The sequence below is a fragment of the Enterobacter sp. 01-M-02-SI-ECC genome (assembly GCF_047530595.1).
GTDB classification, from domain to species: domain Bacteria; phylum Pseudomonadota; class Gammaproteobacteria; order Enterobacterales; family Enterobacteriaceae; genus Enterobacter; species Enterobacter cloacae_M.
The window spans coordinates 17,183-33,694 of the sequence record NZ_JBLKCZ010000031.1 but is presented as its reverse complement, the minus strand read 5'-3'; the positions used below and the strand labels follow the sequence as shown (position 1 = coordinate 33,694).

At 56.8% G+C, this 16,512-nt stretch carries 16 protein-coding genes; 13 read left to right on the top strand and 3 right to left on the bottom strand.

Going from position 1 to position 16,512, the window contains the following annotated elements:
• Positions 1 to 383 precede the first annotated feature (383 nt).
• A complete protein-coding gene (locus tag ACMWLG_RS23110) occupies positions 384 to 1,337 on the top strand; it encodes a nickel/cobalt transporter (RefSeq protein ID WP_045402406.1) in 954 nt (317 codons plus the stop codon).
• A 33-nt stretch (positions 1,338 to 1,370) separates the two neighbouring features.
• On the opposite strand, the gene proP is transcribed toward ACMWLG_RS23110, so the two are convergent.
• Positions 1,371 to 2,873, bottom strand: a complete 1,503-nt coding sequence (gene proP / locus ACMWLG_RS23105; RefSeq protein WP_045355283.1) for a glycine betaine/L-proline transporter ProP — start codon at positions 2,871 to 2,873, stop codon at positions 1,371 to 1,373.
• 649 nt (positions 2,874 to 3,522) lie between these two features.
• Between proP and kdgT the strand changes: the two genes are divergently transcribed.
• The gene (gene kdgT / locus ACMWLG_RS23100) at positions 3,523 to 4,515 is read left to right on the top strand and encodes a 2-keto-3-deoxygluconate transporter (RefSeq protein ID WP_023310099.1); all 993 of its coding nucleotides are present in this window, start codon (positions 3,523 to 3,525) and stop codon (positions 4,513 to 4,515) included.
• A 44-nt stretch (positions 4,516 to 4,559) separates the two neighbouring features.
• Here kdgT and ACMWLG_RS23095 read toward each other — a convergent pair whose 3' ends face one another.
• Entirely contained in the window at positions 4,560 to 5,435 is an 876-nt protein-coding gene (locus ACMWLG_RS23095) for a diguanylate cyclase regulator RdcB family protein (protein WP_045402409.1), read from the bottom strand.
• A complete protein-coding gene (crfC, locus tag ACMWLG_RS23090) occupies positions 5,432 to 7,786 on the bottom strand; it encodes a clamp-binding protein CrfC (protein ID WP_045402414.1) in 2,355 nt (784 codons plus the stop codon). The genes ACMWLG_RS23095 and crfC overlap by 4 nt, the downstream gene beginning before the upstream one ends.
• A gap of 595 nt (positions 7,787 to 8,381) precedes the next feature.
• Here crfC and ACMWLG_RS23085 point away from each other — a divergent pair.
• The 11 genes from ACMWLG_RS23085 (at position 8,382) to phnK (ending at position 16,510) form a co-directional block, all read left to right on the top strand.
• Entirely contained in the window at positions 8,382 to 8,717 is a 336-nt protein-coding gene (locus ACMWLG_RS23085) for a zinc ribbon domain-containing protein YjdM (RefSeq protein ID WP_023310096.1), read from the top strand.
• A gap of 80 nt (positions 8,718 to 8,797) precedes the next feature.
• The gene (gene yjdN / locus ACMWLG_RS23080) at positions 8,798 to 9,241 is read left to right on the top strand and encodes a VOC family metalloprotein YjdN (RefSeq protein ID WP_045355279.1); all 444 of its coding nucleotides are present in this window, start codon (positions 8,798 to 8,800) and stop codon (positions 9,239 to 9,241) included.
• A 173-nt stretch (positions 9,242 to 9,414) separates the two neighbouring features.
• A complete protein-coding gene (gene phnC, locus ACMWLG_RS23075; protein ID WP_045402419.1) occupies positions 9,415 to 10,203 on the top strand; it encodes a phosphonate ABC transporter ATP-binding protein in 789 nt (262 codons plus the stop codon).
• A 24-nt stretch (positions 10,204 to 10,227) separates the two neighbouring features.
• Positions 10,228 to 11,244: a phosphonate ABC transporter substrate-binding protein gene (gene phnD / locus ACMWLG_RS23070; RefSeq protein ID WP_045402422.1), complete on the top strand. Its 1,017-nt coding sequence runs from the start codon at positions 10,228 to 10,230 to the stop codon at positions 11,242 to 11,244.
• Positions 11,245 to 11,296: 52 nt separating this feature from the next.
• Positions 11,297 to 12,076 carry a phosphonate ABC transporter, permease protein PhnE gene (phnE, locus tag ACMWLG_RS23065; RefSeq protein WP_045355277.1) on the top strand — a complete coding sequence of 260 codons (780 nt, stop codon included), beginning with the start codon at positions 11,297 to 11,299 and terminating at the stop codon, positions 12,074 to 12,076.
• A gap of 20 nt (positions 12,077 to 12,096) precedes the next feature.
• Complete coding sequence (phnF, locus tag ACMWLG_RS23060) at positions 12,097 to 12,822, top strand: phosphonate metabolism transcriptional regulator PhnF (RefSeq protein WP_023310091.1); 726 nt, start codon at positions 12,097 to 12,099, stop codon at positions 12,820 to 12,822.
• The gene (phnG, locus tag ACMWLG_RS23055) at positions 12,823 to 13,275 is read left to right on the top strand and encodes a phosphonate C-P lyase system protein PhnG (RefSeq protein WP_045620073.1); all 453 of its coding nucleotides are present in this window, start codon (positions 12,823 to 12,825) and stop codon (positions 13,273 to 13,275) included.
• The gene (phnH, locus tag ACMWLG_RS23050) at positions 13,272 to 13,856 is read left to right on the top strand and encodes a phosphonate C-P lyase system protein PhnH (protein WP_045355276.1); all 585 of its coding nucleotides are present in this window, start codon (positions 13,272 to 13,274) and stop codon (positions 13,854 to 13,856) included. Before phnG ends, phnH begins: the two co-directional genes overlap by 4 nt.
• A complete protein-coding gene (locus tag ACMWLG_RS23045; RefSeq protein ID WP_045402427.1) occupies positions 13,856 to 14,920 on the top strand; it encodes a carbon-phosphorus lyase complex subunit PhnI in 1,065 nt (354 codons plus the stop codon). Before phnH ends, ACMWLG_RS23045 begins: the two co-directional genes overlap by 1 nt.
• Positions 14,913 to 15,758 (top strand): alpha-D-ribose 1-methylphosphonate 5-phosphate C-P-lyase PhnJ, encoded by an 846-nt coding sequence (gene phnJ, locus ACMWLG_RS23040; protein WP_023310087.1) that lies wholly within the window; start codon positions 14,913 to 14,915, stop codon positions 15,756 to 15,758. Before ACMWLG_RS23045 ends, phnJ begins: the two co-directional genes overlap by 8 nt.
• Positions 15,755 to 16,510 carry a phosphonate C-P lyase system protein PhnK gene (gene phnK, locus ACMWLG_RS23035; protein ID WP_045402430.1) on the top strand — a complete coding sequence of 252 codons (756 nt, stop codon included), beginning with the start codon at positions 15,755 to 15,757 and terminating at the stop codon, positions 16,508 to 16,510. The genes phnJ and phnK overlap by 4 nt, the downstream gene beginning before the upstream one ends.
• Positions 16,511 to 16,512: the final 2 nt, after the last annotated feature.

Here is a 16,512-nt window from a genome sequence, read left to right as displayed (position 1 = left end):
ACACAGATTGTCTGATAAATTGTTAAAGAGCAGTGCAACGCGGCTTTCGCTCACCGTTGCGAGGTGGCGTATATTACGCTTTCCTCTTTCAGAGTCAACTCGTTATTTCAGGATTTTTCTCTTCAACTGACCGGGCTGTTTGTGAAGTGATTCACATCCGCCGTGTCGATGGAGGCGCATTATAGGGAGTTCTCAGCAGGCCGCAACCGCTAAATGACAGAAAAATGACTGACTGCTGCATTCCACAGCAAAACCCCGCCTTATACCCTTTTATGCACAAAGTTATCCACAATCATGAGCGGATCACGATGCGATCCCACGAATTGAGCGAGAAGATCAACTATACTAGCGGCAAATATTCTCCTCAGTGCAGGCCCACCCTCATGACCACACAACGCCTCGCCCGCGACTGGCGTCTCCCTACAGCAGGGGTGATGCTGCTGGCACTCCTCTTTGCCGGTTTTACCCTGCATGCGCACTGGAACGCCTTTATCCAGTGGTGCCTCGCCACGCAAATTACGCTGCACCGCTATCTGGTGATGTATCTGCTGCAGCTTAATAACCACCAGTACAGCGGCGGATTATGGCTGTTAACAGGGGCTTTCCTTTATGGTGTCCTTCACGCCATCGGACCCGGACACGGAAAGTTCATCGTGACGACCTATCTGACCACCAATAAGGAAAGCGAGCTGGCCGCCCGGGTCGTCCCCTTCCTGGGTAGCCTGATGCAGGGCGTCAGCGCCATTCTGTTTGTCTTTATTCTGGCGGTGGGGTTTAACCTCGCCTCCGGAGATATCAGTACCAGCCGCTGGTACGTGGAGAAGATAAGCGCAGTGCTTATTGGTGCATTCGGTGCTTTTGTCATTTATCAGGCGCTGAAGAGCCTGCGCCCGCGCAGGATGTCTATCTCAGCCATCAAGCCTCTTCATCAGCACGATGAACACTGTGGCTGCGGCCATCACAGCGTAGGTACAGACCTGACGCAGGGCGACTGGAAAACCCGTCTGGGCGTGATTCTGGCAATTGGCGCACGCCCGTGCAGCGGGGCGATCATGATTCTGATGTTTTCGAATGCGCTGGGCATTGTCACCTGGGGAGTGGCCGCGGTCATGACCATGTCTTTGGGTACCGCACTTTCTATTGTGGGGCTTTCCCTGGCTGTACGTTACGCCCGCGAGCGCACGGTGACCTGGTTCGGAGAAAGCGCATCATTAAGATGGCTGGTGCCAGCGGTCAAAATAGCCGGAGGGATAGTCCTGATCCTGTTTGCGACGGTGCTGTTCCTGACGGTGATCCCCGTCAGCGCCAATGGCGACTACATCGCTGCCGGATGCTAATAAAAGAAAACCCGCCGTTGGCGGGTTTCTTTATTACTCGTTGATGCGTGGATGCTGGTCCACCAGTCGGGAGCGTTTTTTCTGCAGCTCTTCAATCTCTGCGTCAATATCCTCAATCTTCTGCTCTACGTTATCGTAGTGCTCGCGCAGGATCTCTTTCGCTTCCTGGATGTCAGACGCCGCAGGCGTTGCGCCTTTCAGAGGGCGATTCGCCGTCTCCTTCATGGTAAGACCGGTAATCAAACCAATCACCGCAATCACCATCAGGTAATAAGCCGGCATCATCAGGTTCTGCGTGCTCTCGACCAGCGAGGCGGCAAGCGTCGGGGTCAGACCGGCAATCAGCACCGAGATGTTAAAGGCCGCGGCCAGCGCGCTGTAGCGAATATGCGTCGGGAACATCGCGGGCAACGTTGAGGCCATCACCCCGATAAAGCAGTTAAGGATCACCGCCAGCATCAGCAGACCGGCAAAAATCAGCCCCAGCACATCACTGTTAATCAGAATGAATGCCGGAATTGCCAGAGCAAACAGCGCAACGCTTCCCAGAATAATGAACGGTCGACGACCAAAACGGTCACTCAACAGACCCATAATCGGCTGCACAAACAGCATACCCACCATGATGGCGATAATAATCAGCACACCGTGATCTTCCGAGTAGTGCAGGTTATGCGACAGATAGCTCGGCATGTAGGTCAAGAGCATGTAGTAGGTCACGTTGGTCGAAATCACCAGACCAATACAGGTCAGCAGGCTGCGCCAGTGTTTAGTGGCAATCTCTTTGAACGACACCTTCGGACCATCCTGCAGCCCTTCGCGGTCACCCTGCTCAAGTTTATCGACGTGCTGCTGGAAGGCAGGCGTCTCTTCCAGCGCATGACGCAGGTAGAGGCCAATAATCCCCAGCGGCAATGCCAGGAAGAACGGAATACGCCAGCCCCAGTCGAGGAAGTTATCTTCACCCACCACGGTTGAAATCAACACCACGACGCCCGCCCCCAGGACAAACCCGGCAATCGAGCCGAAGTCCAGCCAGCTTCCCATAAAACCGCGCTTACGGTCCGGGGAATACTCGGCAACGAAGATCGAGGCACCGGTATATTCACCGCCTACGGAGAAGCCCTGGGCCATCTTACAAATCAGCAGGAGAATGGGTGCCCAAATGCCGATGGTGGCGTAAGACGGTATAAGGCCGATACAGAATGTACTAATCGACATAATGACGATGGTGATGGCCAGGATCTTCTGACGACCATATTTATCGCCGAGCATACCGAAGAACAGACCGCCCAGCGGGCGAATCAGGAAGGGAACGGAGAACGTACCCAGTGCGGCGATCATCTGCAGGCTGGGATCGGCCCCGGGGAAAAACACTTTACCTAACGCATAGGCCACAAAGCCGTAGACACCAAAATCGAACCATTCCATCGCATTACCGAGCGAGGCTGCGGTAATCGCTTTACGCAGCTTTGCGTCATCAATAATGGTGACGTCGCGAAGCGTGATGGGTTTAATCTTTTTCCTTCTCAGCATAGCTATCCTCGTTGACTCGGCCCTGTCTGTTTCACAGTCCAGTTAGCGTTCTGTGAACCATGGGATCCGCTCCATGCGAATCGCCTTATTCAAGCGTAGCAGGTTTACTTACATTGACGTTTTACGTCGATACAACCGAACCTGTTGACGCCTGCCTGGGCAGTTAGTGACCTTTTTACCCTACCAGCGTTTATATTTGTGATCAACTTCACACATATTTTCGCGTCTCGTCAACTCAGTCCAATTTTTGTCAAGGAATGCAAATAAGCACTTCCTTACCCCCACCTGAAGGACATCCTCCCGCGCGTCATTATTTCTTTCTTAACGGAAAAACAAACCACGTTAATTCACATCAGGTTTACATAAATTTTCATCAACACGAACCGGCCTCAGGTTTTACATTGAATATGTGATGCAGATAACTAAAACAATGTTTTATTTTCATTGAATCAGTATTCCAATGATCGCATCATAAATCCGAACTCAGCGTTTTATGTGTTTCAGAAAAAGGTTAATTGAGAGCACGCATTTAATTTTGTTGCAGGGCTTTCGAAAAAACACCGCAAGCAATACGAGCAATCTATTGAATTTATTGACTAATTTCTAACACCCATTACCCGTCCTGCGGGATCCGATGTGAGGTTTGTCTATGAAGATTAAAGCCACGATAGAACGTATACCCGGCGGCATGATGCTGGTTCCGCTGGTGCTGGGCGCCATCCTGAATACTCTTGCTCCCGATACCGGAGCCTATTTCGGTGGTTTCACAAAAGGCATGATAACAGGCACGGTTCCCATTCTTGCCGTCTGGTTTTTTTGTATCGGCGCATCCATTAATTTGCGGGCAACGGGGACAGTATTACGGAAATCCGGAACGCTGGTGATAACCAAAATAGCGGTAGCCTGGGCGGTGGCAATGATATGCGCGATGTTCATTCCGGAGAATGGAATTCAGACCGGGTTCTTTGCGGGTTTATCGGTCCTGGCGATTGTCTCGGCAATGGATATGACCAACGGCGGATTGTACGCCAGCCTGATGAACCAGTACGGAACGAAAGAAGAGTCCGGCGCATTTGTGTTGATGTCTCTGGAGTCCGGCCCATTGATGACGATGCTGATCCTGGGGTCTGCTGGCCTGGCCTCGTTTGAACCGCACCACTTTGTCGGCGCAATCCTGCCCTTCCTGGTCGGTTTCGCCCTTGGCAATCTCGACCGCGATCTGCGTGATTTCTTCAGCAAAGCCACGCCGGTGCTGATCCCGTTCTTCGGTTTCGCACTGGGGAACACCATCAACCTGAAGGTCATTCTCGATACCGGCCTGCTGGGCATTGTGCTGGGTGTCGCCGTGATCGTCATCACCGGTATTCCGCTGATTATTGCCGACCGCGTAATCGGAGGAGGAAACGGCACGGCCGGCGTCGCCGCCTCTTCAGCCGCGGGGGCTGCTGTTGCAAACCCGGTGATTATCGCCCAAATTAACCCGGCCTTCGAACCGGTCGCCGCTTCAGCGACGGCACTGGTTGCCGCGAGCGTAATTGTCACCGCGATTCTGGTCCCCATCATCACGGCGCTGTATGCGAAACGCTACGGGAATATGCAAGAGACCCTGCCTGAACCGAAGCCGATAGAAATGAATCATTAACACACCGCACCATTCCCTCTCCCGACGGGGAGAGGGTGAGGGATTTACCCAAAAATCTCTTCCACCATCCCGTCCACCAGCCGTTTTGCCGAACAGAGCCTCGGCATGCCCAGCGCGACGGTCTGCCAGTTTTGCGTCACTGACCAGCTCACCGGATGTTGATCCGCCTGACACCAGTCCCCCAGCCAGCCCAGCATGTCTTTATGATCGATTAAACCCGGAGAGGCCGGCGTTGTCAGCCACTGGTGATAGAAATGGCGGGTCGTGGGGGACGCATTGATGCCCTGTGCCAGATAGTTAGCCGCCATGCTGCGCAGGTTATCCTTAAGCATTGCCGCCACATCTTCATTCGCGAGGCGGCATGCGTCACCAAATGCCCCCCAGCGCAGCTCTTCCAGCACGATAAAACAGCGCCCGGCCAGCGACCAGCCATCATAATGCCCGGCCCGCCAGCGGGTAAAAATCTGCTCGCTGTGCTCACCCGCCTGCACCGTCAGCCCGCGCTGGGTTAGCGCCTTCTCTTTATATGCGGCGCGTTGGGTAAAATGAGAGGCGAGTTCAGCGTACTGCTGCATCAGCCCCGGGGACTGCTGGGCGCGCGGGTGAGTCTGCTGGCGCAAAGCAATCAGTTTCTCTGCCATCAGCGTCAGCGCGAGATGGCCCGGGTCAAGCATGCCGGCCAGTTTTTCCGCCAGCCCCAGGCGCAGCACTGCATTTTCATTGAGCATACCCGCCATCGCCCAGGGGCGTAGCCGGGTATGCGTCATGATTTCCTGAGTCAAACGCTCACGAAACTGAAGCTGTTGTGGTCCCAGGTGAGGATGACGCGCCGCGTCCACTCCCTGCACCAGATCGACCATAAATTTTGGATTAATACACTCCAGCGTTCGCCCGGGACCGTCCAGTAGTGGTGTTGTCATGGTTGCTCTGCCGCGAATAGAGTTTGAATATCATCGCGTAACAGTCGGGTATCTTCCTGTATCCACGTCGCAGTCGTAATACTTTGCTTCAACAGCTGGCAGAGCGCTCGGGTTGAATGCTCATTCTGTTGACGTACTGCGAGGCTATCACGCAAGCTTTCCTGTAACCCGGTCAGGCACAGCGAAAATTCTGCAAAGAACGTCGCCATTCCTGCCGTAACAGAGACATCGACCTGCGCGGACAAAGCTTTACGTATTTGTTCACAAAACAGCTCAATATGTTGCTTAAATTTGTCATGCAGCTGCGCAATATCGATAACATAGCGCGTGCGCGTTTCCACATACTCATCCCAGCCCCAGCCCGGATTATTGAGCCAGCGAGAGACAGTTTCTCGCATGCTGCTCCCGCCTGATGGCGGACCTGCCAGGCTGGCATCCTGCGCTATCGCATCGTTAAACAGCGCCCGCGTGTTGAAGTTGAGCTGGTGAGCCTGAAACGCCGGGAAACTGATTCGCGCCCGAAAACCCGCATGGCTCAGATGCTCTTTAATACGCGTTTCGATGGGGCGCATGGCTTCGTTCAGGGAACGCGCCAGCGTAGATTCAAGCTGGTCGAAGCGTAACGCCAGCTCCCGGCAGATTTTCGTCTGTGCATCCAGCATCACCCGTTCGCAGGAGGAGCGGATTTTACTTAGCGCGATCTGCGCCTTCCCTTCATCGTCCAGAACCAGCTGCTTCAGCTCGTTCGGCTCGTCACCGTGAGGGTTCTGCCGATCGATGCCAGCCAAATCAAGAATATACTGAGCGCTGAACACCTCGCCAATCGCCTGGTTAAGCGCGGTTTTTTGCGCTCCCATAAAGTCCGCGGTGGCGTTCAGCGCCTCCTCAACTTCATGTTTCACCTCATCGCTCACCACGCTCTGACGCGTCTGGAGAAGCGCCATATCCTCTTCCAGACGTGCGATATTCAGTTCCAGCGCCTCAAAGGCAACCGTCAGCCCCTGATAGCGGAAGTCGAGGTACTCCCGGGCATTTTGTGCGTAGTTGAGCAGCTTATGCGAGGCCGAACGCAGCGCGTAAAGCGAGGCATTGGCATAGGCGGCATAAATCAGCTTGCGTATCGGTTGTTCGAAAAGCGAATCTTCCCAGAGCAAATCGGCAGAATGACGAATATGGTCGATATCGTCCAGGTCCGCCGTGCGCCAGCGACGCCCAAGCGCCGCTTCGGCAAAGTCCTGCACCCAGGGTTGCTCGTGATGATCCGGCAGTTGTCCGTGGGTACTCATCTCGTAGCGAGCGCGGTTTGCCAGATAGGCCCACATGGACGAAACGGGGTAGATCTGGCCAGGCGAAATATTGCCTTTCATTAAGGTGCCGGAGATCATCGCCCGGATCTGCTCTTCATCGTCGCTATTGCGATCTTTCTGATCGAATTTATTGACCAGGGCATACAGCGGCACGGATTTTCCCGCCGCGGAAATGGCCTGGCGGACTTCTTCATCAGAGATGGATTTAAGCTGGGTATAATCCATCACGGCCAGCACCGCCGACGCGCGGGACAACTGCTCGCTGAGCATTTTTTGCAGATGCGGCTGTCCGGCCTCATTCGGCCCGGGTGTATCGAGCAGCGTCAGCTGTCCGAGGTGAGCATCCAGACCCGCAAGATGCACGAACTCCACTTCAATCACCGGAATATGTTCGATAGCAGCATACTCAGAGAAGGGAAACTCCACCCCTAACGCCTGGGAAAGTCTCACCAGGTCGTTGAGGCTTTTCAGACAATGAAATATCGGCTGAGCGCCCAGGTGATGCTTCTCAAAAGCCTCTCCTTTTTCAATGCGCTCCAGCAGCGTATTCATGTCTTTATCAATTTCCAGATGCTGAGCCAGCTTTCCGCGATCGTAATCGCATAGCTTTTTCTGAAGCAGTTGAATCAAATCATCAATGGGCGAGGCATGTGAGAAATGCAGCACCGGCTCCTTCTGGCCCGGCGTGTGGCGAATCAGGGTCGGGAGCGCCGTCATCGGACGATTGCGGTTCGGCAACACTTCGGTCCCTACAATCGCATTAATGGTGGTCGATTTTCCCGCTTTCATGGTGCCCACAATAGCCAGGACCATTTCCAGCCGGGTTATTTTTCGTAATTCATTATTCAGCATCGCCTGCTGCGCTTCGACACCGCGCGCGCTAAAATGCAAAGGTAAAACGTTGTTCTTTTCACCCGTAATAGCAGCCGCGGTGCTCTCCAGCATCGCAGTCGGCATTGATTTCAACGTATCAAGGTTTTGCAGGGCGAGCTGTAACAAACGCTCAGCTTCCTGGCTTAATTCAAAAATGGTCTGTGTGTGCATGATAAAAGCCTTTCCTTAACGCAAATTTATTACTTTTATTAAGCCACTGGTATTAATTATGTTGTTCAGGCTTATATGATCACGTGTGGAAAACATGTTCGCCGAAATATAACTGATTGATGATAATCAGAAATAATTCACTATCCTTGCATGGCGTGTATAGCTCCCCTCCTGGCCTGAAGGCCAAAGGAAAAAAGCGTAGCCCAATTTTAAGAAACTTCAGGATATATCATCATTATTTACCCACCTAAAAAGAGAGGTAATACGCCCCTGCCAAAAGATATGGATGGCAGCGAAGTCAGGAGATAAATAACAATGTGTCGCTTCACCTTATCCGAAATGAAGGAGCGTAGCAATTTGCTGCAATAAAATATTCGATATATTTAGCGTCATTTCTTCCCACCGTGTTAATGAGGTAAGCATCGCTTAACTGACTGACAGGAAGTGTCACTCCCGATACGCTTTTTGCATTTTTTTAATTCACAATGTCACCGACAAACGTGTGGATTTGCGCTATACTTGCCGCCTTTTTCGGCACGCTGCCGTCATTTAGCTGGCACTTTCCAGCGCGTTTACACTTTTTGAGGATACCGATATGTCACTCCCACACTGCCCAAAATGCAATTCTGAATACACCTATGAAGATAATGGCATGTTCATCTGCCCGGAATGCGCTCACGAATGGAACGATGCCGAACCATCACACGATGCTGATGCACTTGTCGTAAAAGATGCGAACGGCAATCTGCTGGCGGACGGCGACAGCGTAACCGTGATTAAAGATCTGAAAGTAAAGGGCAGTTCTTCCATGCTGAAGATCGGCACCAAAGTGAAGAATATCCGTCTGGTTGAAGGCGATCATAATATCGACTGCAAAATTGACGGCTTCGGTCCGATGAAGCTGAAATCAGAGTTCGTGAAAAAGAACTGATTTACCCGCCCGGTGGCGCTTCGCTTACCGGGCTTGCGGGAACTACACTTAACGAGCTTTTCTTACGTGAGGTAAAGATTATGCCGTTAAGTCCCTACATCTCGTTCGCCGGCAACTGTGCAGAAGCCACTTCTTTCTACCAGCAAGCCGTCGGCGCAGAGCTTCTCTATAAAATCACCTTCGGCGAAATGCCAAAAAGCGATAACAGCGAAGAAGGCTGTCCGTCCGGTATGCAATTTCCGGATTCGGCTATCGCTCACTCCAACGTCCGCATTGCGGGCAGCGATATCATGATGAGCGACGGGATGCCGCCGGGCAGCAACGCGCAGTACGCGGGCTTCACGCTGGTACTCGATACTCAGGACGTTAATGAAGGCAAGCGCTGGTTCGACAACCTCGCCGCGGGCGGGAACATCGAAATGGCCTGGCAGGAAACCTTCTGGGCACACGGTTTCGGTAAAGTCACCGATAAATACGGCGTGCCGTGGATGATTAACGTTGTTAAGCAGCAACAAACGCCTTAGGCCGGATAAGCGCAGCGCAGCAGGCAACAGCGCCCGGTGGCGCTGCGCTGACCGGGCCTACGGTGATTGTCATCAAACTCCCCTCAACTCTTCAAACTCCCGCAACCCAGACTTAACCCAAATGTCACATTGATGCGCCAGCATGAGGCCACATTTATCGTGAGGCCCAGCACATGCAAACCGTCATCCGCGTCGAGAGACTGAGCAAGACCTTCAATCATAATAAGGCTCTGCATGCCGTTGATCTGACCGTCCAGCAGGGCGAAATGGTGGCGCTGCTGGGGCCATCCGGTTCCGGTAAATCCACCCTTCTGCGTCATTTAAGCGGTCTTATCACCTGCGATAAAACGCCGGAAAGCCACGTCGAGCTGCTGGGCAATACCGTGCAGCGCGCGGGGCGTCTCGCCAGCGATATCCGCAAGAGCCGCGCCCGGACGGGCTATATCTTCCAGCAGTTCAACCTGGTGAACCGCCTGACGGTGCTGGAGAACGTGCTGATTGGCGCGCTCGGCAGCACCTCGTTCTGGCGCACCTGTCTGCGCTGGTTCTCCCCTTCGCAGAAGCAGGAAGCCTTACAGGCGCTGACCCGCGTCGGCATGGCGCATTTTGCCCACCAGCGCGTCTCCACCCTGTCCGGTGGACAACAGCAGCGCGTCGCCATTGCCCGCGCCCTGATGCAAAAAGCGCAAATCATTCTCGCAGACGAACCCATTGCCTCGCTGGACCCGGAGTCCGCCCGCATCGTGATGGAAACCCTGAGCGACATTAACCAGAACGACGGTATCACCGTGGTGGTCACGCTGCATCAGGTGGATTACGCCCTGCGCTACTGCGAACGCATTGTCGCCCTGCGTCAGGGACATGTGTTCTTTGATGGCGCGAGCCATCAGTTTGATAACGAACGTTTTGACCATCTCTACCGCAGCATTAACCGCGTCGAAGAGAACGCGCAGGCTGCTTAATTAAACCCGATCCGAGGAAAGTACATGAGCTACAAAGCCGTTGCCGCGCTGGCCTTTACCAGCATGTTCAGCCTCAGCACCCTGTTAAGCCCGGCGTATGCACAAGAGCAGGAAAAAGTGCTGAACTTCGGCATTATTTCGACGGAATCACAGCAGAACCTGAAGCCTCAGTGGGAACCGTTCCTGAAAGATATGGAAACCAGGCTGGGAATCAAAGTGAACGCCTTCTTCGCCCCGGACTACGCGGGCATCATCCAGGGGATGCGCTTTAATAAAGTGGACATCGCCTGGTACGGCAACCTCTCCGCCATGGAAGCGGTGGACCGCGCGAACGGCCAGGTCTTTGCCCAGACCGTCGCGGCAGATGGATCCCCGGGCTACTGGAGCGTGCTGATCGTGAATAAAGACAGCCCGATCAACAACCTCAACGACATGCTCGCCAAACGCAAAGAGCTGACCTTCGGCAACGGCGACCCGAACTCCACCTCCGGCTACCTTGTCCCCGGCTACTACGTCTTCGCCAAAAACAACGCCTCCGCCAGCGACTTCAAACGCACGGTGAACGCCAGCCACGAAACCAACGCTCTGGCCGTGGCCAACAAGCAGGTGGACGTTGCTACCAACAACACCGAGAACCTCGACAAGCTGAAAACTTCCGCGCCGGACAAGCTGAAAGAGATCAAGGTTATCTGGAAATCGCCGCTGATCCCGGGCGACCCGATCGTCTGGCGTAAAAACCTGTCCGAAAACACCAAAGATAAGGTGTACGACTTCTTTATGACCTATGGCAAAACGCCGGAAGAGAAAGCGGTCCTGGCGCGCCTGGGCTGGGCACCGTTCCGCCCGTCAAGCGACCTGCAGCTGGTCCCGATTCGCCAGCTGGCGCTGTTTAAAGAGATGCAGGGCGTGAAGGACAACAAAGGGCTGAAGGACGAGGAGAAGACCAGCAAAGTGGCCGCAATTGAGGCACAGCTGGAAGACCTCGATCGCCTGACCGCCGCGCTCGGTGCGATGACGAGCGTGAATAAAGCGGTGCAGTAGTGCCTTTCTCCCTCTCCCCGTGGGAGAGGGGACTAAACCCAAAGGAGCCAACATGCAAACCATCACCCTCCCGCCGCCGAAGCGCAGCTGGTTCTCGCTCATAAGCTGGGCCATCCTGCTGGCGGTGCTGGTTATCTCCTGGAAGGGCGCGGAAATGGATCCGCTGCTGCTCTTCAAGGACGCGGGCAACATGGCGACCTTCGCCGCCGACTTCTTCCCGCCGGACTTCAGCCAGTGGCAGGATTACCTCAGCGAAATGGCGATCACCCTGCAAATCGCCGTCTGGGGCACCGCCCTTGCCGTCGTTCTCTCCATTCCCTTTGGCCTGATGAGCGCCGAAAACATCGTGCCGTGGTGGATATACCAGCCGATGCGTCGCCTGATGGACGCCTGTCGCGCCATCAATGAAATGGTCTTTGCGATGCTGTTCGTGGTCGCCGTTGGCCTGGGTCCGTTCGCCGGCGTGATGGCACTGTTCATCCACACCACCGGCGTGCTCTCCAAGCTGCTTTCTGAAGCGGTCGAAGCCATTGAGCCCGGCCCGGTGGAAGGCATCCGCGCCACGGGTGCCAATAAAATCGAAGAGATCCTTTACGGCGTCCTGCCGCAGGTTATGCCGCTCCTGATCTCCTACTCCCTGTACCGCTTTGAGTCCAACGTCCGCTCCGCGACGGTGGTCGGTATGGTGGGCGCAGGCGGGATTGGCGTCACCCTGTGGGAAGCGATTCGCGGTTTTCAGTTCCAGCAAACCTGCGCCCTGATGGTGCTCATCATCGTCACCGTCAGCCTGCTGGATTTCCTCTCTCAACGTTTGCGTAAGCACTTCATCTGAGAAGCGAGGCTTTGTTTTCTATGCACTTATCCAGACATCCGACCAGTTATCCTACCCGCTGGCAAGAGATTGCCGCAAAGCTCGAAGTGGAGCTGCGCACGCACTACCGCTGCGGGGACTACCTGCCCGCCGAGCAGCAGCTTGCCGACCGCTATGAAGTGAACCGCCACACCCTGCGTCGCGCCATTGACCAGCTGGTCGAGCGCGGCTGGGTCCAGCGCCGTCAGGGCGTGGGCGTGCTGGTGCTGATGCGCCCGTTCGACTACCCGCTGAACGCCCAGGCGCGCTTTAGCCAGAACCTGCTGGATCAGGGCAGCCACCCGACCAGCGAAAAGCTGCTCTCGGTATTGCGTCCGGCCTCCAGCCACGTGGCGGACGCGCTGGGTATTCAGGAGGGCGACGACGTCATTCACCTGCGTACCCTGCGTCGCGTTAACGGCGTGGCGGTATGCCAGATAGACCACTACTTTGCGGACCTCGCCCTCTGGCCCGTGCTCCAGCATTTCTCCAGCGGCTCGCTGCATGACTTTCTTCAGGATGCGACCGGCATTGCGCTCAAGCGTACCCAGACGCGCATCAGCGCCCGTCGCGCGCAGGCGAAAGAGAGCAAGGTGCTCGAAATCCCCAATATGGCCCCGCTGCTCTGCGTACGCACCCTCAACCACCGTGACGGCGAGATCAACGCGACGGAATACTCCGTCAGCCTGACCCGCGCCGACATGATCGAATTCACCATGGAGCACTGAATGCACTTCGACATCGCCACCCGACAGCGCTGGATGCGCGTGCTGGCCCACAGCCAGCCTGCTGCGCTGGCTGCCCGCATGAACGTTCTCAGCCTGACGCCAGACTACGACACCCTTCGCGCCCCGGAGATCGGCCTTGTTCAGATCCAGGCGCGCATGGGCGGCACCGGCGAGCGCTTTTTCGCCGGAGACGCCACCCTCACCCACGCGGCAATCCGCCTGAACAGCGGCACGCTGGGCTACAGCTACGTGCTGGGGCGTGATAAAGCCCACGCCGAGCGCTGCGCGGTGATCGACGCGCTTTTACAGGAACAGCCGTATTTCCAGATGCTAATGGAAACCCTTATTACCCCGCTGGAAGCCGACCGCGCCGCACGTCTTGCCGCGCGTCAGGCCGAAGTGAATACCAGCCGGGTCGACTTCTTTACGCTCGTTCGCGGAGACAACGCATGACGCTTCAACCTGCTTTTACCCTGGCCGTCCAGGATGCCCAACACAGTTTTCGTCGCCTGCTGAAGGCGATGAGCGAGCCGGGCGCGATCGTCTCGCTGCACCAGCTCTCCCAGGGCTGGCTGCCGCTGAATCTGGCGACCACCAGCGTGCTGCTGACGCTTGCCGACAACGACACCCCGGTGTGGCTTTCGGGCGCGCTGTCGAACGATATCGCCAGCCAGAACCTGCGTTTTCACACCAGCGCTCCGCTGGTCGATCAGCCCCAGCAGGCGGTTTTTGCCGTGGCCGATGAACAAATCAGCCATGAGCAATTGAACGCCCTGAGCGAAGGCAGCACCGTCGCCCCGGAGACCAGCGCCACCCTGATTTTGCAGGTCTCCAGCCTGAGCGGCGGCCGCATGCTGCGCCTCACGGGGGCAGGCATCGCCGACGAGCGCATGGTCGCGCCGCAGCTGCCGGAGTGCATCATTCACGAGCTGACCGAGCGCCCGCACCCGTTCCCGCTGGGCATTGACCTGATCCTGACCTGCGGCGAGCGCCTGCTGGCAATCCCGCGGACCACCCACGTGGAGGTGTGCTGATGTACGTTGCCGTCAAAGGGGGCGAGAAGGCCATCGCCGCCGCCCATGCGCTACAGGCGCACAGACGACGGGGCGATGAACGGCTTCCCGAGCTGAGCGTCGCCCAGATTGAACAGCAGCTAAACCTCGCCGTCGACCGGGTGATGACCGAAGGCGGCATTGCCGACCGCGAGCTGGCGGCGCTGGCCCTGAAGCAGGCCAGCGGCGACAACGTGGAAGCCATCTTCCTGCTGCGCGCCTACCGCACCACGCTTGCCAGACTGGCGGTAAGCGAGCCGGTGAACACGGCGGAGATGCGCCTGGAACGCCGCATTTCTGCCGTTTATAAAGACGTTCCCGGCGGCCAGCTGCTTGGCCCCACGTACGACTACACCCACCGCCTGCTGGATTTTACCCTGCTGGCGAACGGCGAAGCGCCGACGCTCAGCACCTCCGACGCCGAACAGGAACCGTCTCCGCACGTCTTCAGCCTGCTGGCAAAACAGGGCCTGGCGAAGGCGGAAGAAGATTCTGGCGCGCAGCCGGATGACATCACCCGCACGCCGCCGGTTTACTCGTGCTCGCGCTCGTCCCGCCTGCAGCAGCTGATGCGCGGCGACGAAGGCTATCTGCTGGCGCTGGCCTACTCCACCCAGCGCGGCTACGGGCGCAACCACCCGTTTGCAGCCGAAATTCGCAGCGGCTACATCGACGTCGAGATCGTACCGGAAGAGCTGGGTTTTGCGGTGAACATCGGCGAACTGCTGATGACCGAATGTGAAATGGTCAACGGTTTCGTCGCCCCGGAAGACGAAGACCCGCACTTTACCCGCGGCTACGGGCTGGTATTCGGCCTCGGCGAGCGCAAGGCCATGGCCATGGCGCTGGTCGACCGCGCACTCCAGGCGCCGGACTACGGCGAGCACGTTGCAGGCCCGGCGCAGGACGAAGAGTTCGTGCTGGCCCACGCGGATAACGTTGAGGCCGCCGGTTTTGTCTCGCACCTCAAGCTGCCGCACTACGTCGATTTCCAGGCCGAACTGGAACTGCTGAAACGCCTGCAACGGGAGCGCAAAAATGGCTAACTTAAGCGGCTACAACTTTGCCTATCTGGATGAGCAAACCAAACGCATGATCCGCCGCGCCATCTTAAAAGCGGTGGCCATTCCGGGCTATCAGGTGCCGTTCGGCGGCCGCGAAATGCCGATGCCCTACGGCTGGGGCACGGGCGGCATCCAGATTACCGCCAGCGTGATCGGCGAGGCGGACGTGCTGAAGGTCATCGACCAGGGCGCCGACGACACTACCAACGCCGTGTCGATCCGCAGCTTCTTCCAGCGCGTCACCGGCGTCAATACCACCGAAAAAACCGAAGACGCCACGCTGATCCAGACCCGACACCGCATCCCGGAAACCCCGCTCACTGAAGATCAGATTTTGATTTTCCAGGTGCCGATCCCGGAGCCGCTGCGCTTTATCGAGCCGCGCGAAACGGAAACCCGTACCATGCACGCGCTGGAAGAGTACGGCGTCATGCAGGTGAAGCTGTATGAGGATATCGCCCGCTTCGGCCATATCGCCACCACCTACGCCTACCCGGTGAAGGTGAACGGGCGCTACGTGATGGACCCGTCGCCAATCCCAAAATTCGATAACCCGAAGATGGACATGATGCCGGCCCTGCAGCTTTTCGGCGCCGGGCGCGAAAAACGCATCTACGCCGTTCCGCCTTACACCCGCGTGGAAAGTCTCGATTTCGACGATCACCCGTTTACGGTGCAGGAGTGGGACGAGCCGTGCGCCATCTGCGGATCCAAACACAGCTATCTGGACGAAGTGGTGCTGGACGATACGGGCAAACGGATGTTTGTCTGCTCCGACACCGATTACTGCCGCCAACAGAGCGAGGCGAACGGCCAATGAAACCGCTGCTTTCGGTTAATAACCTGACTCACCTGTATGCGCCGGGCAAAGGCTTTAGCGACGTGTCGTTAGAGCTGTGGCCGGGCGAGGTGCTGGGGATCGTCGGCGAGTCCGGCTCCGGCAAAACCACCCTGCTGAAGTCCATCTCCGCGCGCCTGACGCCGCAGAACGGCGACATTTTGTATGAGGGCGCCTCGCTGTACGGCATGAGCGAGGCCGGACGCCGCCGCCTGCTGCGCACCGAGTGGGGCGTGGTGCATCAGCACCCGATGGACGGCCTGCGCCGTCAGGTCTCCGCCGGGGGCAACATCGGCGAACGCCTGATGGCCACCGGCGCGCGCCACTACGGCAACATCCGCGCTACCGCCCAGCACTGGCTGGAAGAGGTGGAAATCCCCGCCTCGCGCATCGACGACCTGCCGACAACCTTCTCCGGCGGGATGCAGCAGCGCCTGCAGATTGCGCGCAACCTGGTCACCCATCCGAAGCTGGTGTTTATGGATGAACCCACCGGCGGGCTGGACGTCTCGGTGCAGGCCCGCCTGCTCGATCTGCTGCGTGGCCTGGTGGTGGATCTAAACCTGGCGGTGGTGATTGTCACCCACGATTTAGGCGTTGCGCGCCTGCTGGCGGACCGTCTGCTGGTGATGAAGCAGGGCCAGGTGGTGGAAAGTGGGTTAACCGACCGGGTGCTCGACGATCCGCACCATCCATACACCCAGCTGCTGGTGTCGTCCGTATTGCAGAATTAAGA